Annotated in this window: 18 protein-coding genes; 7 read left to right on the top strand and 11 right to left on the bottom strand. The window is 39.5% G+C overall.

What is annotated here, in order from left to right:
- The first annotated feature begins 21 nt into the window (after nt 1-21).
- On the top strand, nt 22-855 hold the full coding sequence (locus tag HC176_RS04875) for a hypothetical protein (RefSeq protein WP_167917054.1): 834 nt from the start codon (nt 22-24) through the stop codon (nt 853-855).
- Here HC176_RS04875 and HC176_RS04870 read toward each other — a convergent pair.
- From HC176_RS04870 to HC176_RS04850, 5 genes are all read right to left on the bottom strand, one after another.
- Nucleotides 852-1,091: a hypothetical protein gene (locus tag HC176_RS04870; protein ID WP_245234838.1), complete on the bottom strand. Its 240-nt coding sequence runs from the start codon at nt 1,089-1,091 to the stop codon at nt 852-854. The two genes, HC176_RS04875 and HC176_RS04870, sit on opposite strands and share 4 nt — an antisense overlap.
- Nucleotides 1,092-1,117: 26 nt before the next feature.
- On the bottom strand, nt 1,118-1,672 hold the full coding sequence (locus tag HC176_RS04865; RefSeq protein ID WP_167917155.1) for a sigma-70 family RNA polymerase sigma factor: 555 nt from the start codon (nt 1,670-1,672) through the stop codon (nt 1,118-1,120).
- A gap of 33 nt (nt 1,673-1,705) precedes the next feature.
- Complete coding sequence (locus HC176_RS04860) at nt 1,706-3,745, bottom strand: M3 family metallopeptidase (protein WP_167917052.1); 2,040 nt, start codon at nt 3,743-3,745, stop codon at nt 1,706-1,708.
- A gap of 154 nt (nt 3,746-3,899) precedes the next feature.
- Nucleotides 3,900-4,379, bottom strand: coding sequence for a 5-(carboxyamino)imidazole ribonucleotide mutase (gene purE, locus HC176_RS04855; protein WP_167917051.1), 480 nt, complete (start codon nt 4,377-4,379; stop codon nt 3,900-3,902).
- A 21-nt stretch (nt 4,380-4,400) separates the two neighbouring features.
- Nucleotides 4,401-5,555 carry a 5-(carboxyamino)imidazole ribonucleotide synthase gene (locus HC176_RS04850; protein WP_167917050.1) on the bottom strand — a complete coding sequence of 385 codons (1,155 nt, stop codon included), beginning with the start codon at nt 5,553-5,555 and terminating at the stop codon, nt 4,401-4,403.
- A gap of 230 nt (nt 5,556-5,785) precedes the next feature.
- Between HC176_RS04850 and HC176_RS04845 the strand changes: the two genes are divergently transcribed.
- From HC176_RS04845 to HC176_RS04830, 4 genes are all read left to right on the top strand, one after another.
- Nucleotides 5,786-6,754 carry a LamG-like jellyroll fold domain-containing protein gene (locus tag HC176_RS04845; RefSeq protein WP_167917049.1) on the top strand — a complete coding sequence of 323 codons (969 nt, stop codon included), beginning with the start codon at nt 5,786-5,788 and terminating at the stop codon, nt 6,752-6,754.
- A gap of 144 nt (nt 6,755-6,898) precedes the next feature.
- Complete coding sequence (locus tag HC176_RS04840; RefSeq protein WP_167917048.1) at nt 6,899-8,008, top strand: adenylate kinase; 1,110 nt, start codon at nt 6,899-6,901, stop codon at nt 8,006-8,008.
- An 87-nt stretch (nt 8,009-8,095) separates the two neighbouring features.
- A complete protein-coding gene (gene obgE / locus HC176_RS04835) occupies nt 8,096-9,094 on the top strand; it encodes a GTPase ObgE (RefSeq protein WP_167917047.1) in 999 nt (332 codons plus the stop codon).
- Nucleotides 9,087-9,821, top strand: a complete 735-nt coding sequence (locus HC176_RS04830) for an ion transporter (protein ID WP_167917046.1) — start codon at nt 9,087-9,089, stop codon at nt 9,819-9,821. The genes obgE and HC176_RS04830 overlap by 8 nt, the downstream gene beginning before the upstream one ends.
- 270 nt (nt 9,822-10,091) lie before the next feature.
- Here HC176_RS04830 and HC176_RS04825 read toward each other — a convergent pair whose 3' ends face one another.
- From HC176_RS04825 to radC, 4 genes are read right to left on the bottom strand one after another with little or no spacing between them, the layout of a single operon-like run.
- Nucleotides 10,092-10,949 carry a hypothetical protein gene (locus tag HC176_RS04825; protein WP_167917045.1) on the bottom strand — a complete coding sequence of 286 codons (858 nt, stop codon included), beginning with the start codon at nt 10,947-10,949 and terminating at the stop codon, nt 10,092-10,094.
- A gap of 29 nt (nt 10,950-10,978) precedes the next feature.
- Entirely contained in the window at nt 10,979-11,671 is a 693-nt protein-coding gene (locus tag HC176_RS04820; RefSeq protein ID WP_167917044.1) for a YjjG family noncanonical pyrimidine nucleotidase, read from the bottom strand.
- Nucleotides 11,661-12,962: a polysaccharide deacetylase family protein gene (locus tag HC176_RS04815; RefSeq protein ID WP_167917043.1), complete on the bottom strand. Its 1,302-nt coding sequence runs from the start codon at nt 12,960-12,962 to the stop codon at nt 11,661-11,663. Before HC176_RS04815 ends, HC176_RS04820 begins: the two co-directional genes overlap by 11 nt.
- Before the next feature lie 50 nt (nt 12,963-13,012).
- Complete coding sequence (radC, locus tag HC176_RS04810) at nt 13,013-13,711, bottom strand: RadC family protein (RefSeq protein WP_167917042.1); 699 nt, start codon at nt 13,709-13,711, stop codon at nt 13,013-13,015.
- Between the two features lie 86 nt (nt 13,712-13,797).
- Here radC and HC176_RS04805 point away from each other — a divergent pair, with 86 nt between their 5' ends.
- Complete coding sequence (locus tag HC176_RS04805) at nt 13,798-14,172, top strand: DUF2200 domain-containing protein (RefSeq protein ID WP_167917041.1); 375 nt, start codon at nt 13,798-13,800, stop codon at nt 14,170-14,172.
- A gap of 112 nt (nt 14,173-14,284) precedes the next feature.
- On the opposite strand, the gene HC176_RS04800 is transcribed toward HC176_RS04805, so the two are convergent.
- Both HC176_RS04800 and HC176_RS04795 read right to left on the bottom strand, forming a co-directional pair.
- Nucleotides 14,285-15,640 carry a UDP-N-acetylmuramate--L-alanine ligase gene (locus HC176_RS04800; RefSeq protein WP_167917040.1) on the bottom strand — a complete coding sequence of 452 codons (1,356 nt, stop codon included), beginning with the start codon at nt 15,638-15,640 and terminating at the stop codon, nt 14,285-14,287.
- Nucleotides 15,641-15,708: 68 nt separating this feature from the next.
- Nucleotides 15,709-16,446, bottom strand: a complete 738-nt coding sequence (locus HC176_RS04795) for a tetratricopeptide repeat protein (protein WP_167917039.1) — start codon at nt 16,444-16,446, stop codon at nt 15,709-15,711.
- A gap of 259 nt (nt 16,447-16,705) precedes the next feature.
- Here HC176_RS04795 and HC176_RS04790 point away from each other — a divergent pair, with 259 nt between their 5' ends.
- Nucleotides 16,706-22,822, top strand: coding sequence for an alpha-2-macroglobulin family protein (locus tag HC176_RS04790; protein ID WP_167917038.1), 6,117 nt, complete (start codon nt 16,706-16,708; stop codon nt 22,820-22,822).
- The last annotated feature ends 50 nt before the right edge of the window (nt 22,823-22,872 follow it).

The raw sequence follows: 22,872 nt of genomic DNA, 5'->3' as shown, positions 1-22,872 counted from the left end.
CAGTTTGATTATTTTTGTTTAATGAGGGTGTTTAAGCAACTTTTCGATTTTTACATTAATGCCAGCATCCATGTGGCTTTAGCGGTGTATGCCTTATCTTTCATAACGATTTTTCAGTTTAAAGTTCCTTACGATGAAAATGTGTTGTGTTTTATATTCTACGCGTCAATTACCGGGTATAACTTTGTAAAGTACTTCGGGGTAGCTAAATTTCACCACAGAAGTTTGGCCAATTGGCTTAAAGCCATTCAAATATTTTCGTTTTTCTGCTTTTTGTTGATGTGTTACTATGCTTGGCAATTAAAACAAAACACGTTGTTGTGCATTGCCGTTTTTGGGCTGATAACTTTTTTTTACGCTATTCCGTTTTTGCCGAAACATTTTTTTCTGGACAAGCAGCAAAATTTAAGGAGTGTAAGCGGACTCAAAATTTACTTGATTGCTTTGGTGTGGAGTGGGGTAACCGTGTTTTTGCCGTTAATAAACAATGAATATCCAATAAGCTGGGACGTGATTGTTACCGCCATTCAGCGTTTTGTTTTTGTGGTGGTTTTGATGCTGCCTTTTGAAATTAGGGATTTGGCTTATGATAGTTTAAAACTCAGTACAGTGCCACAAAAAATAGGGGTTTATGCCACTAAATTATTAGGGTTAACCTTGCTTTTGGTAATGTTTTTTATGGAGTTTTTAAAAGATGAAACCTCCATGTCATGGATTTTGGTTTTGGCATTCGTTTCTGTGGTAACGTCCTTTTTTGTTGTGTGTTCTAATAAAGTAAGGAATAAATATTATACAGCATTTTGGGTAGAAGGGTTGCCCATTTTTTGGTTGCTGATTTGGGCTTTAATGGGTTAGGCCGATTGTTCTTCCATAGCTTTTTTTAATTCTTTTTTCATGTTTTCTTTACAGGCTTTGTCTAGGCAGTTTAATTTTGAGTTTTTAACAGTTTCGGTCAATTTACTGTTATTTTTAGTGTATTTGCGGCAGGCCTTACAGAAAACCAAATGTAAGTTAAGTACTATTTTTTCCCAAAATGTAGCTTCACAATACTGTGCTTTGTCGCACATTATATTTACCTTTTCGCAAGGCATAAACACCTTAATTTTTGCACACATAATTAAAACCAATTTTCTTTTAGACATTCGGCGAGAGCTGTACGTGCCCTGTGGATGATTACCCAAAGGTTAGACGGTGTAATATTCAGTTCATTACAAATCGCTTCGGTATCGTGACCCAAAATGGTTTTCATTTTAAAAACCTCGGCTTGTTTTTTGGGCAGCATATCCAAGCAACTGTATATGGCATCTCCAAGTTCTTCGTTTTCAAGGGTGTCTTGAGCGGTTTTGTCGAAGGGGTCACCTACGCGTTCTTCCAGCCAGTCGCCATCGGACTCATCTCCAGAGTTATAGTTCATTCTAACTTCTGCTTGGCCTTTGTTGGAATTTATCTTTCTGTAGTAATCTATAATTTTTCGCTTTAAAATGGAAATGAGCCAAGTACGTTCGCTGGCTTCCCCTTTGAAGTTTTTCATAGATTTAAGCCCTGCCAAAAAGGTGTCCTGCACCAAATCTTGTGCAATTTCTCTGTCGCTTACACGGGAAATGGTGTAGTTGAACAAGTAGTCGGAATATAAATCGATCCACTTGTTGGGATTTATTTGGTTGTTGGGCATAAATAGTTTTTTATTCAAATTTAAGCAAAAAAACTACTTCTCGATTAATCCAGCCCTTCTTAATAATGCTTCGGGTTGAGGCGCTTTTCCGCGGAAGCGTTTGTAAAGCGTCATAGGGTCTTCCGAACCGCCTTGCGACAACACATTATCTTTGAATTTTTGAGCAACGGTTTCGCAGAAAATACCTTCTTCCCTAAACATTTCGAAAGCATCGGCATCGAGTACTTCAGCCCATTTATAACTGTAATAACCCGATGAATAACCACCTTGAAAAATATGTGAAAACGATGTGCTCATACAGTTGTCGGCAACATCTGGATATAATTTGGTGCTTTCGAAAGCCTTATTTTCGTGTTCTTTAACATCATTTATACCTGTGGGGTCTGAGCTATGCCAACTCATATCCAACAGCCCAAAACTTAATTGGCGTAGCGTTTGCATACCTTCGTGAAACGTGGACGAAGCTTTAATTTTTTCAATGAGTTCCATGGGGATGACTTCCCCTGTTTCGTAGTGCGTGGCAAAGAGTTCTAAAGCTTCTTTTTCGTAGCACCAATTTTCTAAAACCTGACTGGGCAATTCCACAAAATCCCAAAACACGCTAGTGCCCGATAAACTGGGGTAGGTGGTGTTGGCCAACATGCCATGAAGGGCGTGCCCAAATTCGTGAAACAAGGTGGTCACCTCATTAAAAGTTAAAAGCGAAGGCTTGGTTTTTGTCGGTTTAGTAAAATTGCAAACTATCGAAATATGTGGACGGCTATTTTCGCCATCTTTTACATATTGGGGTTTGTAAACCGTCATCCAAGCGCCATTGCGTTTTCCGGGTCTAGGGAAAAAATCGGCGTATAAAATGGATATGTAATTGCCGTCGCTATCGGTTACTTTATAGGTTAAAACTTCGTCGTGGTATTTATCGATGTCGCTTATTTCTTCAAAATGCAATCCGTAAAGCTTGTTTGAAACGGTAAACACGCCATTGATAACATTTTCCAACTTAAAGTAGGGTTTCAGTTTTTCGTCATCCAAATCGAAAAGCTTCTGTTTTAGCTTTTCAGAATAGTATGCACCATCCCATTTTTGCAATCCCTTAATCTGGTCTAATTCTTTTGAGAATTGTTCCAAATTTGTAAATTCCCGTTCGGCTGCTGGTTTGGCTTTTTCCAATAATTCATTCAGGAATTTTTGAACGGTTTCCGGTGTTTTTGCCATGCGCTCTTCCAAAACAAAATGGGCGTGGGTTTTGTAGCCTAACAAGTTGGCGCGTTCGTGCCGTAGTTTGGCAAGGTTCAATACATTTTCTTGATTATCCAATTCGTCGTTATGGAATCCTTTTGCTCCAAATGCTATGGCGAGCTTTTTGCGGAGTTCGCGATTTTCGGCATAAGTCATAAATGGAATGTAGCTTGGGTAATCCAATGTGATTAACCATCCCTCTTTGCCTTTTGCTTCAGCCGTTTGTGCGGCAGCTTCTTTAGCGCCTTCGGGCAATCCGGCCAAGTCGGCTTCATTGGTAATATGCAATTCAAACTTATTGGTTTCGGCCAATACGTTTTCGCCAAACTTCAGTTTAAGTTGACTTAGTTTTTTGTCGATTTCACGCAATTTTAGCTTTTTGTCTTCAGGCAAATTGGCACCGTTTCGCGAAAAGCTTTTATATTTTTTGTCGAGTAGCGTTTGCTGCTCAGTGGTTAAATTTAGCTTGTCTTTTTGTTCGTAAATGGTTTTTACACGTTTGAACAAGTCTTCGTTTAAAGTGATATCGTTACTGAATTCTGAAAGCAGCGGAGAAACTTCCTGTGCTATTTTTTGAATCTCTTCGTTGGTTTCAGCGGAGTTCAAATTGAAAAAAATGCTAGAAATGCGGTCTAATTGCTCCCCCGAAAAATCTAAGGCTTCGATGGTGTTTTCGAAGGTGGGTGATTCGGTGTTGTTTACAATGGCATCTATTTCGTTTTTAGCGATTTCGATGGCTTCTTTTATCGTTGGGAGAAAATCTGAATTTTCGATTTTCGAAAAAGGAGCGGTATTATATTTTGTACTAAACGGAGTAATTAGCGATTTCTTTATCATTTTTGTAATGAATGTGTTAAAAATTAATTTTACTATGTATGCATAATAAAATTTTTAATACTTTTGCATCGACAATAAGGAAGAGTGACTAACTCATGAGATTATTTGTTAATAGCTGGAAAGCCCTGAACTTAAGTTCGGGGCTTTTTTATTGCTATAAGTCTTTGGCCGATTCGTGTACCTTTATTTTAAGTCCTTCTTTGTAGGCTACTATTTTGTCTAGCACGCATTTGTTGGTTGCACCAATAATTTGTGCGGCTAAAATACCAGCGTTTTTGGCGCCGTTAAGTGCCACCGTTGCTACGGGTACACCGCCTGGCATTTGTAAAATGGACAATACAGAATCCCAGCCGTCGATGGAATTGCTGCTTTTTACTGGCACGCCAATAACGGGCAGGGGTGATAGGGAAGCAATCATGCCTGGTAGGTGCGCAGCACCACCGGCACCGGCCACAATTACAGAAAACCCACGAGTGTGGGCGTTTTGGCCGTAATCGAAAAGTTTTTCGGGGGTACGGTGTGCTGAAACAATATCGACTTCTACTTCAATATCAAATCCTTTTAAAATATCTATGGCGTCTTGCATAACGGGAAGGTCGCTTTTGCTTCCCATAATAACTCCTACTTTACTCATAAAATTGATTTTTTTTGTGATTTATTTACTTATCACTTTTATAGTTTTCTTTACGTCTTCAGCCACTTTTCTGGCTTGACTTAAATCTTCATTAACAATGGTTACATGACCCATTTTACGGAAGGGTCGGGTTTGTTTTTTACCGTAAACGTGCGGGGTAACGCCGTCCATTTCCATAATGTTCTCTATGTTTTGGTACACTACGTTTCCGGTGTAGCCCTCGGCGCCCACTAAATTCACCATAACACCGCCCACTTTACTGTCGGTTCTTCCCAATGGCAAATCTAAAATAGCACGAAGATGCTGCTCGAACTGCGACGTATAACTGGCCTCGATGGTTTGGTGGCCCGAGTTGTGAGGGCGTGGCGCGACTTCGTTGATTAAAATTTCGTCGTTTTGGGTTTGAAACATTTCTACAGCCAATAAACCAACGTGGTTGAATGCTTTTGAAACGTTTAAGGCTACCTCTTGCGCTTTTTTAGCAACCGTTTCGTCAATTCGTGCCGGGCATATAACATATTCTACTTGGTTGGCCTCGGGATGGAACTCCATTTCTACAACCGGATAGGTTTTGATGTCGCCCGAAGCATTTCTCGCAACAATAACTGCCAATTCGTTTTTAAAAGGCACCAAGTTTTCGGCAATACATTCGCCCTTTGGCAAGCCGTCCAAATCGGAAAGTTTACGCACCACCTTAACGCCGTTGCCATCGTAACCAAATTGGGCAGCCTTCCAAACAAATGGTAATTCCAGGCCACCGTTTTTAATGGCGTCTTCAATTTCAGAAAGGTAAGCAAAACGCGAAAACGGCGCCGTTGGCAAATCGTTATCTACATAAAACAGTTTTTGTTTTGCTTTATTTTGAATGGTGCGCAGGGTTTTTGATGCCGGGTAAACTTTTACACCTTCTTTTTCTAGAGCTTCCAAGGCATCCACATTTACGTTTTCAATTTCAATGGTGAGTACGTCTACTTGTTTTCCGAAGTTGTAAACAGCATCAAAATCCATAAGGTTTCCCAAATGGAATTCGTCGCAGGCAATTTTGCAGGGCGCATCGTCACTGGCTTCTAAAACACACGTGTAAATATCAAATTTCCTGGTATTGTAAAGCAGCATTTTTCCGAGTTGGCCACCACCTAAAATACCGAGTTTAAAATCTGAAGAAAAGTAATTCATTTTGAAAAAAATTTATCTAAAACCTTGAAATTGTTCCGCAAAAATACATTTTAATATGGAAGGAACATATATCTACCTGGTAGTATTGATTGGATTGAGAGTGAAGTGTGACACAAACGTTTAGTTAATTCGAACAAGGTGTCGACAAAACGATTGTTTTTTTCGATTAAGTGCGTTTTGTTGTCTTTTTTTATTATGTTTGTGGCGTTTAAAACAATACTTAACCTACTATGAAAAAAATTACTTTTTTACTTCTTTTTACCACATTTGTGTTGTCAAGTACGGCACAGAATTTAGCGTTGGATTTTGACGGTACGTCAGAACAGTATATCGAAACATCTAGCATAGTGCCATTAACCGACTCATTTACTGTTATGGGGTGGGTATACGCTAGGGCTGGCCACACACAGATTTTTTCTTGGGGCAGTCCCAATGTAAATAAATACATTCAAATTAAAACCAATTTTAATGGTACTTTCCAAATATACTCAGCTGGAGGAGTTATTAATTTGTACTCTTCAACAAGGATACTTAATGGTTGGCACCATGTTGCTGTGACTAATAATTCGGGGTCTGTTGCTATTTATGTTGATGGTGTTAATGAAGGAACCGCCTCAGCTGATTTTTCTGCAATTACTCCAACGAAAACAACTTTGGGGTCGGCACTTATTAACGGAACAATGCAGGGGTCAGGGAATTTCCAAATCGATGAATTCTCTGTGTGGAATATCGCTCTATCTGGTGAAGATATTTTAAAATATAAAAGTGCGCCACCGGTTGGAGAGGAAACAGGTTTGGTGTTCGCGTATAATTTTGACCCTGAAGGGGCTACCGCAGAAGGAGATAATACTGCTATTACCACAATTAACAGCTTAACGTGGAATTACAATGGAACTTTAACGGGATTCAGTTTAAACGGTTCTTCGAGTAACTATGTTGAGCGCCCAAGCGAAAGTTTAAGTGTTACAGAGGTGCGTATTGAAAAAAACGTATCAATTTACCCCAATCCAACCAAAGATTTTTTTAAGGTCAATGGCTTTGAAGGACAATTGAATTATGATATCTACAATGCTGTAGGTTTAAAAGTTAAATCGGGAAGGATGGAATCAAACTCCCCGATTAATATAAAACCTCTTAGTAATGGTGTTTATTTTGTACATTTAGAAAATAACAGCCTACTCAAGTTTATTAAAAATTAGTTTTTTTTAATTTATTTTTTAAGAAACCACCACGCTGTCTTGGTGGTTTTTTTTGTTTGGATACGTCTAAAATAAAAACATAAATCAAAAAATGGTTATTGGTCAATCTATTGATTATCTTTGCCACTTTCAAAAATAGTAACCGTGATTAAGCTACACGACAAATATTTTAAACCGTTTATTTCGGCACAGCAAATTGATGAAGCGTTGCAACGCATGGCTAACGATATAGCCAAAGATGTAGGTGACGAAATTCCTGTATTTGTGGGCATTTTGAATGGGTCGTTTATGCTAACCAGCGATTTTGTTAAAAAATACCCGAATACCTGCGAGGTCACTTTTATTAAGTTGGCGTCGTATGAAGGATTGAAATCTTCCGAAGACATCCAAAGGTTAATCGGATTGACTCAAGATTTAACCGGGCGCACCGTTATTATTTTAGAAGATATTATTGATTCGGGCAAAACACTGGCAGAGGTACACCGTATTTTCAAAAATGAAAAGGTGAAATCGTTAAAAATAGCCACGCTGTTTTACAAGCCCGAAGCCTATAAAAAAGATTTTAAATTGCATTATGTGGGTATTGAAATTCCCGATAAATTTATTGTGGGCTACGGATTGGACTACGATGGTTTAGGGCGCAATCTCACAGAAGTATATCAAATTAAACAAACACAACATATGACGAACTTAGTATTATTTGGCCCTCCAGGAGCAGGTAAGGGAACGCAAGCAGAATTTTTAAAGGAAAAGTACAATTTGGTGCATATTTCAACGGGTGATGTTTTTAGGTATAACATTAAAAACGAAACCGCTTTGGGGATGTTGGCCAAATCGTACATTGATAAAGGCGAGCTGGTTCCAGACCAAGTAACTATTGATATGTTGAATGCCGAGGTTGAAAAGAATGCCGATGCGAAAGGATTTATTTTCGATGGTTTTCCGCGTACCAATGCACAGGCCGAAGCTTTAGATAAGTTAATGGACAGCAAAGACTCGCAAATTAACGCGATGATTGCTTTGGAAGTTGAAGACGAGATTTTGGTAAAACGTCTTATAGGAAGAGGCAAAACCAGCGGAAGAGCCGATGATGCCGATGAGTCTATCATTAGAAACCGAATTAAGGAATACTACGATAAAACGGCCATATTAAAGGATTACTATTCTGCACAAAACAAATATCACGGTGTTGACGGAGTAGGCAGTATAGAAGATATTACCGAGCGATTGAGCAAGGTGATTGATAATTTGTAATTGCCATTCCCGCGAAGGCGGAAATCTCATCATTTTTGTTTGAGATCTAATTAAAAAGATTCCCGCTTTCGCGGGAATAACAGAATCATGACTGAAGGAAATTTTGTTGACTACGTAAAAATGTATGTAGCTTCCGGAAACGGAGGTAAAGGCTCTGCGCACTTGCACCGCGAAAAATATATTGCCAAGGGCGGGCCCGATGGTGGTGATGGCGGTCGTGGCGGCCATGTTATTATTCGTGGCAACTCCAACCTTTGGACACTTTTTCATTTAAAGTTTAAAAAACACGTTCGTGCAGGCCACGGCGAGCACGGCAGTAGTAACCGAAGCTTCGGTGCTGATGGTGAAGACGCTTATATCGATGTGCCATTGGGAACGGTAGTTCGCGATACTGAAACCAATCAAATTCTGTTTGAAATTACCGAAGACGGTGAAGAAATAATACTGGCAGAAGGCGGTAAAGGCGGATTGGGTAACTGGCATTTTAAAAGTTCTACCAACCAAACGCCTCGATATGCCCAACCGGGATTACCCATGGAAGAAAAGTATATTACCATGGAGCTCAAAGTATTGGCCGATGTGGGCTTGGTGGGCTTCCCTAATGCGGGGAAATCCACTTTACTTTCGGTAATCACTTCTGCAAAACCAAAAATTGCCGATTACGAGTTTACCACGCTTAAACCCAATTTAGGCATCGTAAAATACCGCGATTTCCAAACTTTTGTAATGGCCGATATCCCAGGAATAATCGAGGGCGCTGCCGAAGGAAAAGGACTGGGGCACTACTTTTTACGTCATATTGAACGCAACTCCATTCTATTGTTTTTAATTCCTGCGGATGCCGACGATATTAAAAAGCAGTACGATATTTTGTTGGATGAATTGCGCCGCTACAACCCCGAAATGTTGGACAAAGAACGTATTATCGCCATTTCGAAAAGCGATATGCTGGATGAAGAACTAAAGGCCGAACTCAAAACGGAATTGGACAACGAATTGCCTATTCCGTATTTGTTTATTTCATCCGTAGCCCAAAAAGGGATTACCGAACTAAAAGACCAGCTCTGGAAAATGTTGAATGCCTAAAGCCATTGGCGTTTTGAAGCAGTACATAAAAAGCATAGTTGAAATTAACGACAATAAAAAAAGTAAATATTTCGCTTTTTTTATTCAAGGTTTAATACTGCTTTCCATCGTTACGTTTTCAGTAGAAACGATTCCCGATCTCAAACCACAAACCCGCATGCTGCTCAGGATTATTGAGTGGTTTAGCGTTATGGTTTTTACCTTGGAATACCTTTTAAGAATTTATGTAGCCGATAACAAGCCTAAGTTTATTTTTAGCTTTTTCGGCATTATCGATCTATTGGCTATTCTGCCATTTTATTTGGCATTTGGTGTCGATTTAAGGTCGTTACGGGCACTGCGATTTTTGCGCTTGTTCAGAATACTAAAGTTGGTGCGTTATAACAACGCCATGAACCATTTTACACGCGCGATTAAATCGGCCAAAGAGGAAATTTTACTTTTTATATTCATCACCCTGATTTTAATATACTTTTCGGCCGTTGGTATTTACTATTTTGAAAACGAAGCACAGCCCGAGCATTTTTCGTCAATTTTCGATAGTTTATGGTGGGCGGTAATTACATTAACAACAGTTGGATATGGTGACGTTTACCCAATTACCGTGGGCGGAAAAGTGTTTACCTTTTTTATCCTGATGATTGGTTTGGGCATTGTGGCCATTCCAACCGGAATTATTTCTTCTGCCTTAACGAAATCTGTTGATAAGAACGAGGAAAGCAGATAGTTCTAATTTTCTAAAAATACGTGAATAGTATGTGAGAAATTTTCGTTAGTTAGAGTGGATTTCACGATTGAAATGAGTGAAATTTGTATCGAAAACAAGAAAATTTTTATCAAAAATGTACTTCTCGATAGTTCTGTTGAGCGCAGCCCGAGCCCAAAAATTCTTTCATAATTTCACTCGAAATGACGCATTTGGTCTTAAGCATTATTTACTTTGAAAATGGTTGTTGGAAAAAAACACCCCTGTGGTCCCCTCAAGGGGATAATTCCCTTAAAACTTAATGTTCAGTTCCTGCTGTTTTACGCCTTCGTCGGTGTTGTATTCGTAAACCCAATTGTCGCCCGATTTATAAATCACGGCGTCTTCACCTTCAACCAAAAATAAATTTTCACGTCCTGTTTTTTTGATTTTATAAACCACTTTCGGAGTCCGGTCTACCAACTGAAAACCGTTTTCAATTTCTTGGGCATATAAAACTAGTGGGCCGTTTGAGGTTGCTTCAGGCTTCACCTTTGGAACTTTTGCAACGGGAGTTTCAGTTTTCGGAACTTCGGCGAGAGTTTCGGTCTGTTCAGCTGTAGCTTTTTTTTCTTTTTTTAAATTTTCAATTTCTTGTTTGAGTTGCGCAATTTCTGAAGCTGTTTCATTTTTTGCGGTGGTATTTACGGATACAGTAGCTACATTATTTTCGTTGGGCTCGTATTTATAATCCAAGGCTTCAACCGATTCAAAAGCATCCCTTAACGCCAAGTTGTAAGCGCTTTTGTAGTCTTTCTCCCTGCTTTCGCCTACTTTTGAGGTGAACATCGTTTTTCCGTTGCAGTCTTTAAGTTCTATGGTCAGTTTTGTTTTGAACAATCCTGTATCTTTTGAAACATCAGAGTTTAATGCCAAACAACGGTTTCTGTCTAAATCTTCAGGGTAATCAGAGCCTTCCATTAAAGCCTCAAAACCATATTTTTCGAATAAAAATTCGGTTAAGGCATTGAGTTGGTATTGGTTGTTTTCCTTTAAAAAATCGTACCTGTTTGGCACAATCACGTATTTGTATTCGTTGAGTGAAGCTTGCGAAAATACTGTGGTGGCCACGAAGCAAGCCATTAAAAATGTAAAAAACTTGGTGTTCATTATATGTTTAAATGATTTAAAAGTACAACTTACAAATATTTCTTTAATTGTATGAGGTTATTGATTTTTTTAACGCCGTTTTGGGTGGGTAAATTATTGTTAGCATCAAAGTGAACGGCATCCATGCCAATATTTTTTGCGCCTAAAATATCTGCTTCATAATTGTCGCCAACCATAATGCTGTTTTGTGCGGTAGTTTGAGCGAGTTGTAGCGCGTAGTTGAAAATTTGAGGGTTCGGCTTTTTTACACCCGCATTTTCTGAGTTGGTAATAGTTTTGAAATAAGTATGAATTTTAGATTTGTTCAATTTGGTGTTCTGTACTTCGTCAAACCCATTGGTGATGATATGCAAACGGTATTTTGTGCTTAGGTAATCGAGAATTTCAAAGGTGTTTTCAAACAAATAATTAAAATGCGTAAGATGCGTAATATAATCGTTTGAGAGTTTGTTGATGAGTTGTGCTTCAGCTGAAAAACCAACGGCTAAAAACGTGTCGTTTAAGCGCGAAAAGCGGAGTGTTTCTTTTTCAATTTGTTCCTCACGGTACAGTTTCCAGTACTTTAGGTTAATGGGCTCGTAGTGCGATAAAAAGGCATCGACATCAAAATCTAGTTTGTTGATTTCAAAAATCTTTTTAAACGTAAGAGCCGAATTTTTATTGAAATCCCAAAGGGTATGGTCCAAATCGAAAAATATGTCTGTTATGCCGTTAGTTTGCATTTGGTGAATCCAGTATGATGTTAAACAATTCCTTGAATCCACTCCAACGGTTGTGGTCGCTAAACGTATAGTTGTGGAAAACGGGTATAAACATGCCGTTAACTTGTTTAACCTCATTAATGATGTTGTTTAAAACCTGCCTCTTATCGAGCAACGACCGGTGTTTTAAAAGGGCGTAGTCCATAACATGGTAAGGCACTATTTTAAGGGGTGTTTGCACTTCGTAATCTAAATCATAAAATAAAAACGGGGTGCACGACCCAGCTCTAAACCCAATGTGGTCTACATAACCCATGGTATAATCTTCCTTAATTTCAAGTGAAATAAGGTTTCGGTACGATTCGGGCAGGTTAAGTTTTGAAAACGACTGCCGGGATGCATATAGGCTGGTATTGATAATTTCTTCCATTCTTAATTTTTCCTGTTTGAGTATAGACAGGTTTTCAATGGCAAAAAAGGAGACTTTTAACCCTACGGCGCCATAATCGCCAACATGTTTTATCAGTGAAACGTATTTTTTCTTGTTTGGATTGATGCCCTTATCGTAAGTCGTGTAATTACCTATTAAGAAAAAGAACAGGAATTTAAACGGACTTTTTTTCTGTCGGTTAATAATGTATTTATAAGTGTCGTAAGGGTCGTGCTGAAAGCCCGATAATACTAAAAACCGGGTGTAAATGCTTTTTAACCTTAAGCCTAAAATATCTTTAATAATGCCGCCCCAAGTACGCATGATGCCCTTTAGTTTGTATTTATAAGCACTGGGCACATCGATAACCGGCTGTATGCTATACGTTTTTTTAGGAAATTCGAAATCTGGGAATTGTTTTTGCAATGCCGCTTTAAATTTATATGCCCAAATATCGACAACGGGTTGTTGCAAAAAACCTTCATTAAAGGCTAGGCTTTCGGTGGCAGTAAAACGCCCGTATTTATCTTTCATGTGAGGAAGGTACTCTTCGTAGCGCGACAGTAAATAGAATGAAGCCGAAAAAATATCGAATGGGATGGTGCTTTTTTCGCCCACATAAAAAAAGCATTTTGTGTTTTCCCATTTGTGGATGTGGATTTCAATATCGTTAATGCCCTGCTCAAACAAAATATCATGACTCTTTACAAAAAACTCATTCCCTAACTGTTTTGTGGTGTACGACATTTTTAGGCTGTCGTGAGCAATAAAAGCCTCGATTTGCGTCGTGAAATTTACCTCGATACCCAAAATACGCTTGCAAATATGCCGAAATACATATTTTAAACGTGGTGAAATTTTATGGGTGTAAACTAGTAACATCGATTTAATGGGGTGTTAAGCTATTTTTTTGAGGTTTGTTCTATGGGATATTATAAAATCCCCTCGTCTGCGAAACTAAAATAGGCTTTTTCGGTAACAATTAAATGGTCTAAAACTTTTATGTCTAAACTTTGAGCAGCTAATTTTAGTTTATGGGTGATTTCTTTGTCGGCCACACTGGGGTTTAAAGTGCCCGAAGGGTGGTTGTGTGCCAAAATTAGGCCTGTAGCGCCAACTTCTAAGGCATTTTTCATTACCAATCGCACATCGACTAAAGTGCCTGTCATGCCCCCTTTGCTCAATTGGTTTTTTTGAATCACTTTGTTGGAATTGTTTAAATAGACAATCCAGAATTCTTCGTGTTCCAGTTCGCCAATTATGGGTTGCATGAGTTCAAATACATCGGCGCTGGAGGTTATTTTTTTCTTTTGAAGGGCTTCCTCGCCGCGTCTTCTGCGCCCCAGTTCCAAAGCAGCAGCAATGGTAATGGCTTTGGCTTCGCCAATACCTTTAAAATCCATGAGTTGCTTGATGGAAAGTTTTCCCAACTGGCTCAAATTGTTGTCAACGGTTGCCAGAATGCGTTTGCACAAGGCTACGGCGCTTTCGTCCCTGTTTCCCGAACCAATTAAAATAGCCACTAACTCGGCATCACTCAAGGCGGCTCGGCCTTTGTAGAGTAGTTTTTCACGGGGCTGGTCGTCTTGGCTCCAGTTTTTTATTGAAAAGGATGGCTTTTTTTCTGTCACGCTTTAAATATAAATATTGTAAATTACAGAAGCAATAAAAATTAAAATCTAACCTTTCGGAATTAGCCATATTCAATTAAGGTATTTTGAAAGCTAGCCCAGAACATAACGCCCGAATAGCAAAAATGACCTTCGCATCGGTTTACCCGCACTATGTTGCAAAGGTTGAAAAAAAAGGAAGATCAACCGAAGAACTGCATCAGGTTATAGAGTGGCTTACCGGATTTGATGATGAAGCCATACAGAAGCTCATTGATGAAAAGGTGACTTTTGAAGACTTTTTCGCGAAAGCCGAGCTAAACCCCAATGCGCATTTAATTAAAGGTGTGATTTGCGGTTACCGTATTGAGGAGATTGAAAACGAACTGACCCGAAACGTACGGTATTTGGATAAGTTGGTTGACGAATTGGCTAAAGGCAGAAAAATGGAGAAGATTTTGCGGACATCTGATTCCAAATAAAAAATGCGTTGTAGGAAGGACGTGTGGCCTGCACTGCGTAGTCGAAGTGCGGTAATCTTTTGATTAGAACTATGAACCAACAGATTCCCACGCTGCGCTCGGATGACAAAAACTATGCGATTAATCCTTTAACCTCATCAAAATCCAAACCGCCGTAATTTCCCGAACTCATCAACAAAAGTGATTTGTTTTCGAAATTCTGTTCAAAAAGGAAATTCTTGAAATCGTCTGGGTTGGTATAAATGATTAAATCGTCCCGCTGAAAGGCGTTGGCAATTTGTTCCTGCGTTACTTTTTCAAGTTTTTTAATCTCAACGGCATGCGGACTGTAAAAAACCACAGCCACATCGGCAGCATCTAAAGCGCCTTTATATTCGTTTAAAAATTCGGCATTTAAACTGCTGTAGGTGTGGAGTTCCAAACAGGCAACTAAGGTTCGGTTGCTGTATTGCTCCTTTACCGCTTTTGTAGTGGCTTCTACTTTGCTGGGCGAATGGGCAAAATCTTTGTAGGCCACGCTGTTTTTGCTTTCGGCAATTTTTTCTAAGCGTTTGCTCGCGCCTTTAAATGTAGAAATGGCTTCATAAAAGTCGTCTTCGTCAATGCCCATGTGTTGGCAAATCCATTTTGCACCAGCCAAATTATTCAGGTTGTGTTTTCCGAAAATTTCAATGGGCAATGGGCCTTCGGGGGTTTCCAAAAGGGTTTCGCCGTCCTCAACGGTATATTCGGGAGTGTGGTAAGGTATTTTTCTAATGGTGTTTTCGCTGGCTTCAACCACACGTTTTACTTCGGGGTCTTCTTCGTTGTAATTAATGCTTCCGCCGCTAACAATCGAATCGACAAAAATGCTGAACTGTTCCACATAATTCTCATACGTGGGAAATACATTAATGTGGTCCCAAGCTATGCCGCTAAGCAGGGCAATATTGGGTTTGTAGAGGTGGAATTTTGGTCGCCTATCGATGGGCGAACTTAAATATTCGTCGCCTTCCAAAACGACAAAGTCATTTTCTTCGGTAAGTTTTACCATCACATCAAAACCTTCCAATTGTGCCCCTACCATATAATCTACATCGCGGTTATGGTAGTGCATTACGTGCAAAATCATAGAAGTGATGGTGGTTTTTCCGTGGCTGCCACCAATTACCACACGTGTTTTATTTTTGGATTGTTCGTACAAAAATTCTGGATACGAGTAAATTTTAAGCCCCAGTTCCTGGGCTTTCAATAACTCCGGATTATCGGCCTTGGCGTGCATGCCCAAAACGATAGCATCTAAATTCTGGGTGATTTTTTCCGGAAACCATCCAAAGGCTTCAGGCAATAAGCCTTGAGCTTCCAATCTGGATTTTGAAGGTTCGAAAATAGTATCGTCGCTGCCAGTTACTTGGTATCCTTTGTTATGTAAAGCGAGGGCCAAGTTGTGCATGGCCGCACCGCCAATGGCTATAAAATGTACGTTCATAGAATGTTTTGTGTGCCGTAAATATAAGGATTGATTGTTTTTTGCACTTCACCAAAGGCCTTAAAATTTTATTGAAGTTTATCTTCTATAGCTTTAATTTGTTTCAATAAACTTTCCTTTTGATGTTTTTTATAGGCTTCATATAGGTTTGCAAGAGCTTTTTCGGGTTGGTTTTGCCCGAGGTAAAACTGAGTGAGCTTATCGTAGCACAGCAACGAACCGCCTGTTTTTACCGCCATTTTATAATGTTTTTCAGCAAGTTCGGGTTCGTCATCGTATTCATAAATATAGCCTTTTGCCAAATAGCCATCTACTTTCGACAGGGCTTCCAATTCATTAGCAAATTTGAGAGCCTTAGTTTTGCTGCCGCCCAATATTCCAGGCAGTTGCATGTAAAGTTCCACCAAAGCCCAGCGAGCGCCCATGTGGTTTGGGTCTAATTCGGCCGCAGTTAAAAAGGCATCTTTTACATCACCAATAAACCCGATAGATTTCATTTTGTTTTCAAGGGCTTTCATGCCCAAGGCTCCGCCATATTTATAGTGGTAGTTAGCGTTTTTTGGGGCGGCTTCAACCAATTTGTTGTATTCTTCGATGGCCGCATCCCATTTTTTTTGATGGCTGTAAGCATCGCCCAATAATTCTACAGCTTTTAAGTTTTCAGGATTGGTTTTTAATACTTCGGCGACCTGTTTTTCTGCCAATTCAAACTGTTTGTTTTCAATAAGCGAAGGAATCTGCTCTAAACTGGTTTGCCCCATAACACAAAGGGGAAGTTGTAATAGTAGTAAAATCCTGTAAATCATGGTTTTTTGTTGAAAAATTAAAGTTGACTTTTATTCTTGGCTTGTTCGGGTGGCTGGTAACAAAAATAGTTATAATTGTGGCAATAATTTAATGGCTAGGGTTTCTACTTCACTTAAAAAATGGCTAAATTCCCTCAATAAAATGTTCGATGGACGTAAACGATTAAGGTTTGGTACGTCTTTTGAAACTAGTTTTGATGAAACATAGATGCATTTCCGTTGGATAAAAATTCGGGAAGGTCTTTTAAACCTCTAATACATGAAACGTTTACTACCCTTATTTATGATATTGTTTTTCGCTCAATTTTTAAACGCACAAACCAACGACTATAACGATTTATGGGCCAAAGTGGAGCAATTGGAAGCCGAAGGATTGCCAAAATCGGCTTTAAAAGTAGTTGAGGAAATTTCAGAAAGGGCTACCAATGATGGAAACTCACCGCAACTAATCAAAACCATGTTGTTTAAAAGTAAATTCGCCTTGGTTTTGGAAGAGGATGCGCAATTGAACATCGTTAATGACTTCAGAAAACAGATTGAAACTAGCGAATTCCCAACAAAAAATGTTTTAGAAAGCATATTGGCCAATATGTTTTGGCAATATTTTAACCAAAACAGGTATCAGTTTTACAACCGAACCAAAACTGCCGAAAAGATCGACCCTTCGACAAGCTCAGGACAGGCTTCTGATTTTAGAACTTGGGATTTGCAAACGCTTTTCGATGAAATTCATCTTCATTTTCAAAATTCATTACAGAACGGGTTAATGCTGCAACAGGAACCACTGAGCAAATTCAGTGTTTTATTGGAAGAAGCGAAAGGTTCGAAAACCTTTAGGCCTACGTTGTTTGATTTTTTAAACCACCAAGCCCTCAGTTTTTATAAAACGAGCGAAAGTTATATTACGAAGCCCGCTTATAAATTTGAAGTAGACAATCCTGACTTTTTGAGAGATGCCAAAACGTTTTCAGAATTAAAAATAACCTCGAAAGATTCTGTTTCGCTACAACTCAATGCATTAAAAATCTATCAAGACTTAATTCAATTTCACTTAAAGTACAAATCGCCATTAGCATTGGCCGATGTTGATATTCAAAGGTTAAAATTTGTAAATAACCATGCCACTTTTGGAGATAAAGAAGCCTTGTTACTAAAAGTTTTAAAAACCGAAAGTGAACGTTTAAAGTCGCATGAAGCTTCCGGTCTGTACGATTTTGAGATTGCTTCCATTTATTTTCAGCAAAGCCAAAAATACCAACCAAAGGCAGATGAAGCTTTCCGTTGGAAAGCTAAGGAGGCTCTGGAATTATGCAATCGCGTTATTGGAAAATTCCCGGAAAGTATTGCTGCCAAAAGATGCGAAGCCTTAAAATCGCAAATAAAAGCTAGTTCTCTTCAAATAACGGCCGAAGATTTTCTGCCCATTCAATCGCCATCCAAAGTGTTGGTGCGTTATAAAAACCTGAATAATCTGCAATTTAAAATCTTTTCCATTTCTGAAAATGAATTCAAAACATTCAGTAAAATATATAGGAAGGACGAGCAGCTTAAATTCATAAAAAAGCTAAATGTAGTCGAGTCTTGGGCAAGCCAACTGAAGAACGAGGGTGATTACCAAATGCATTCCACCGAGGTTTTAATTCCGAAATTTAATAATGGCAGATACATCATTCTAACAAACGTTGAAGATGACGATGAGGTGTTTGGTTATGCAAATATTCAAGTGACTGATTTGGCCTTGGTGGAAACCAACACGGCAAAACAAAAAATATTCCAAGTAATAAACCGAAACACTGGAGCTCCGGTGGGGAATGCTAAAGTTGAACTGACTTTTTACGAAAACAATAACAGACGCAGCACGAAAAAAAACTACGCGACCGATGAAAAAGGGCTAATAAAATTAACAAAATCGAAAGGCCGCTATCGGAATATTATAGTTAAGATTAGCCATGGTAACGATACGGGGTATTTTGGTGATTATTACTTGGATTCGGTTTATAATCGAGAGCAGGATGAAGAAAACTACAAGGCTTTTGTGTTTACTGATAGGAGCATTTATAGACCCGGCCAAACTGTATATTTTAAGGCCATTGCCATGAAAGCTAGCGAAACGAAGTCTGAAGTTGTGCCAAACGAGCCCGTTTACGCCACGCTCTATAATGTAAATGGTGAGGAAATTGCCGAACTGGAATTTAAAACCAATGCTTTTGGGTCAGTTTCAGGCGAGTTTGTATTGCCCAATAACGGGTTAAACGGTGAGTATCACATTGAATTTGATGGTGATAAGGAGGACTTTTATACCGAGCATTATTTTTCTGTGGAAGAATACAAGCGCCCTAAGTTCCAAACGAAATTTAATCCCGTTACGGAAACCTACAGGCTAAACGATTCCATAACCGTAAAAGGAACGGCCATGGCCTATGCGGGCAGCAATATTACCGATGCCAAGGTGGTGTATCGCGTTCACCGAAAGGTGCAATACCCAAGATGGTACTTTTGGCACCGCCCTTGGTTTAACAGTGAGCCACAGGAAATCATCCATGGAGAAAGTATGACCGACGAAAATGGGGCGTTCAAAATAACCTTTAAAGCCCTTCCGGATACCAGCGTTAATAAAAGTAGTTTGCCCATTTTTAATTATGAAATCACCGCCGACGTTACCGATGTAAACGGTGAAACGCGAAGTGCTACAACCATAGTTAATGTGGGGTATCATGCGTTTTTGGCAAAAATGGAATTGCCAAATGTTTTGGATAAAACGAATAAAAATCATAGCATAAAAATTGAAACCAAAAACCTTAACGGTGAGTTTGTTCCGGCAAAGGGCAATATTAAAATATTTAAACTGAAAGCTCCGGATGCAGTGTTGCGTCCGCGCCCTTGGCCGGCACCCGATTATAAAATGCTTTCAAAAGCCGAATTCAAAAAACTATTCCCCCACGAAGCTTATACCAATGAGCACCAACCGGAAAATTGGGAAAAAGGCGAATTGGTTTTCGAGAAAACGTTTAATACCGAAACCTCGAAAACGGTCGGTCTCGGAAAAATTAAAAAGTGGGAATCGGGACGGTACATCATTGAACTGGAAAGTAAAGATAAATTTGGGCAGTTGGTTAAAGACCAAATAAAAACTACGCTTTATAGTAAAAGCGATAACACTTTGGCCGATAACCAATTGTTCAGTATCACGGCTAATAAAGATACCTATAAAGTGGGCGACATGGCAGAGGTTACTTTGGCATCGGCCGCCAAAAATATTACGGTAACCCTTTCCATTGAAAAAGATGGGGAAACCCAGAAAACAGAAAAGGTTACTTTAAATAACAACAAAAAGACCATCCAAATTCCTGTTGAAAAAGGTGACTTAGGCGGATTTATAGTGCATTACAGTTTTGCGGCGTTCAACAGCTTTCAGTCGGGGAATGTGCCTATTTCTGTGCCATATCCCAAAACCGATTTAAAAATCGAGACGCTTACGTTTCGTGATAAATTGCAACCTGGAAGCGATGAAACCTGGCAATTCAAAATAAAAGGACCACAAGGTGAAAAAGTGAGTGCAGAGTTGTTGGCCAGCATGTACGATGCCTCCTTAGATCAGTATAAGTCGCATTTCTGGCGTTTTAATCCCATAGAACAGCCTCAAAATTATGCCCGTAACCACAGTCAAGCTCACCATAGTTTTGGTACACGAAACTTTAGAGTTTATAATAATAAAATCCGCATGAGCTACCCAAAACAAGATTATGACCAACTGAACTGGTTTGGGTTTAGTTTTGGTTACCCCCGATATGGAATAGCAAGAAAGTTACAAGGAAGAGTGGCTGGTGTTCAGATAGTAGAGAATGAGATGGAAGTAGAAGAAGTTGCGATTTCAGAATTAGATGATAGTACTCAATTGGATGAACTGGCCGTGTTAGGCGTGAGTGCAAATGATAAAGAAATTGATTCGAATCATACAGAGTCCCATTTCGATAACATCCAAATTAGAAAGAATTTACAGGAAACTGCCTTTTTCTTTCCGAAGTTGCAAACCGATGAAGCGGGCAACGTCAGCTTCAGTTTTAAAACCCCAGAAGCTTTAACCCAATGGAAATTGCAATTGCTGGCGCATACCAAAACTTTGGAAAGTGCCGTAACCCAATTGGAAACCGTAACTCAAAAGGAATTGATGGTCATTCCCAACGCACCCCGTTTTTTACGCCACGGCGACCAAATCACCATCAGTACAAAAATTGCCAACCTAACTGATAAACCGTTATCGGGGCAAGCGAAGATTATTTTAACCGATGCCATTTCGGGTGAGGAAATTAATGAAAGGCTTGTCACGTCGAGCGGAGTCGAGACGTTTTCAGTTTCATCTAACGGCAACACCCAAGTCTATTGGAACTTAAACGTTCCCGAAAACGTTGATGCCGTTCAATACAAAATAGTTGCTAAAGCAGGCAATTATAGTGATGGCGAACAAAATGCACTTCCGGTTATAAGCAATCGTATGTTGGTGACCGAAAGTCTACCCATGTGGGTTAAGAGCAACGAAACCCGAACCTTTGTTTTGGATAAGTTGAAGAATGTGACTTCAAGCACACTTGACCATCATAAACTGACTTTGGAAATGACCTCCAATCCAGCGTGGTATGCCGTGCAGGCCTTGCCATATTTAATGGAGTATCCGTATGAGTGTAATGAACAGACTTTCAGCAGATATTACGCCAACGCTTTGGCGAGCCATATTGCGAATTCCAATCCGAGGATTCAGGAAGTTTTCAACCAATGGAAATCTCAAGACGCACTAATTTCTAACCTTGAAAAAAACGAGGAATTAAAGTCCATTCTCATTCAAGAAACCCCTTGGTTACGGGACGCGCAAAGTGAAGCCGAACAGAAAAAACGTATCGCTCTTTTGTTCGATTTAAACAAAATGAACAACGAATTGCAATCGGCTTTACGAAAACTGAAAAACAATCAAATGCCGTCGGGCGCTTGGGCGTGGTTCAATGGCGGTTACGAAAACCGATACATTACCCAATATATTATTTCAGGGTTTGGGCACCTTTCTAAACTCGGTGTCACCCTGAGCCCTTCGACTGCGCTTAGGACAGGCTCCGACGAAGAATCTATGATTGAAAAAGCCATCAACTATCTCGATTCAGAATTCATAAAAGAATATAAAGACATCAAAAAATACGATGCCAAAGTGGATTTAAACGAAGACCATTTAAGCTACACGCAATTGCACTATTTGTACATGCGCAGCTTTTTTCCGGAGATCAAGAAATCGAAGGAAGTGGAGGAAGTTACCGAGTATTATCAAACACAAATTCAAAAATACTGGTTAAAACGTTCCTTGTATGCCAAAGGTTTGATGGCTTTGGTTTCACACAGAAATAAAGATGAAAAAACCACTGCCAAAATTTTAGAATCATTGTTAGAAACGAGTATAACTTCCGAAGAATTGGGCATGTACTGGAAAAGCAACACCAATTCGTGGTTTTGGTACCAAGCCCCGATTGAAACCCAGGCGTTGATGGTTGAAGTGTTTTCGGAAGCGGGGGCATCAATTCATGTCTCGCTGAGCGCAGTCGAAGCGCAGAAAAAGAACCTCGAAACCATCGACAACCTAAAAATATGGTTGCTAAAAAACAAACAGACCAATAGTTGGAAAACCACTAAAGCTACCACCGAAGCCGTTTATGCCTTATTGCTTAAAGGGAACGATTGGTTAAGTGTAACCGACATGGTTGATGTGGTTTTAGGCGGACAGAAAATTGAACCTAGTAAACTAGAAAACGTAAAAGTGGAAGCTGGAACGGGCTATTTTAAAACCTCATGGAATACTGGGGAAATAAAACCTGAAATGGCCGAGGTTAAAATGTCTAAAAAAGAAGAAGGCATTGCATGGGGTGCTCTGTATTGGCAGTATTTTGAGGATTTGGATAAAATTACTTCGGCCGAAACGCCTTTGAAATTGAAGAAAAAACTCTTTTTGAAGAAGAATACCGATGCGGGTGAAGAAATTTCAGAAATCACAGAAAACACTCATTTAAAAGTGGGCGATTTGGTGCGTGTGCGTATTGAATTACGTAGCGATCGAAACATGGAATTCATCCACATGAAAGACATGCGTGCTGCCGGATTGGAGCCCGTAAACGTAATAAGCAAATATAAATGGCAGGATGGTTTGGGCTATTACGAAAGCACCAAAGACGCCAGTACTAATTTCTTTTTCGATTATTTGCCCAAAGGCATTTACGTTTTTGAGTACGATTTGCGGATAAACAACGCCGGTAACATGAGCAACGGCATCACCACCATACAAAGTATGTATGCGCCCGAGTTTAGTAGCCATAGCGAAGGCGTTCGGGTAAACGTAAAATAGGGTTCGCTTATCGTTAAACGGTTCTATATACCCAAAACCGACTCAAAACT

This window comes from Tamlana crocina (genome assembly GCF_012037625.1).
Note: the sequence above shows the minus strand (reverse complement) of the source record. Positions and strands in the feature narration are given on the sequence as shown.

What these genes read in the sequence shown, in the direction of transcription:
- HC176_RS04830 (WP_167917046.1), top strand. Translation starts at nt 9,087, where the DNA reads ATGCCTAAAGCCATTGGCGTTTTGAAGCAGTACATAAAAAGCATAGTT.
- HC176_RS04850 (WP_167917050.1), bottom strand. Translation starts at nt 5,555, where the DNA reads ATGAATTACTTTTCTTCAGATTTTAAACTCGGTATTTTAGGTGGTGGC.
- HC176_RS04815 (WP_167917043.1), bottom strand. Translation starts at nt 12,962, where the DNA reads ATGTTACTAGTTTACACCCATAAAATTTCACCACGTTTAAAATATGTA.
- HC176_RS04825 (WP_167917045.1), bottom strand. Translation starts at nt 10,949, where the DNA reads ATGAACACCAAGTTTTTTACATTTTTAATGGCTTGCTTCGTGGCCACC.
- HC176_RS04860 (WP_167917052.1), bottom strand. Translation starts at nt 3,745, where the DNA reads ATGATAAAGAAATCGCTAATTACTCCGTTTAGTACAAAATATAATACC.
- purE (WP_167917051.1), bottom strand. Translation starts at nt 4,379, where the DNA reads ATGAGTAAAGTAGGAGTTATTATGGGAAGCAAAAGCGACCTTCCCGTT.
- HC176_RS04790 (WP_167917038.1), top strand. Translation starts at nt 16,706, where the DNA reads ATGAAACGTTTACTACCCTTATTTATGATATTGTTTTTCGCTCAATTT.
- HC176_RS04820 (WP_167917044.1), bottom strand. Translation starts at nt 11,671, where the DNA reads ATGCAAACTAACGGCATAACAGACATATTTTTCGATTTGGACCATACC.
- HC176_RS04800 (WP_167917040.1), bottom strand. Translation starts at nt 15,640, where the DNA reads ATGAACGTACATTTTATAGCCATTGGCGGTGCGGCCATGCACAACTTG.
- HC176_RS04865 (WP_167917155.1), bottom strand. Translation starts at nt 1,672, where the DNA reads ATGCCCAACAACCAAATAAATCCCAACAAGTGGATCGATTTATATTCC.
- HC176_RS04875 (WP_167917054.1), top strand. Translation starts at nt 22, where the DNA reads ATGAGGGTGTTTAAGCAACTTTTCGATTTTTACATTAATGCCAGCATC.
- HC176_RS04870 (WP_245234838.1), bottom strand. Translation starts at nt 1,091, where the DNA reads ATGCCTTGCGAAAAGGTAAATATAATGTGCGACAAAGCACAGTATTGT.
- HC176_RS04845 (WP_167917049.1), top strand. Translation starts at nt 5,786, where the DNA reads ATGAAAAAAATTACTTTTTTACTTCTTTTTACCACATTTGTGTTGTCA.
- HC176_RS04795 (WP_167917039.1), bottom strand. Translation starts at nt 16,446, where the DNA reads ATGATTTACAGGATTTTACTACTATTACAACTTCCCCTTTGTGTTATG.
- obgE (WP_167917047.1), top strand. Translation starts at nt 8,096, where the DNA reads ATGACTGAAGGAAATTTTGTTGACTACGTAAAAATGTATGTAGCTTCC.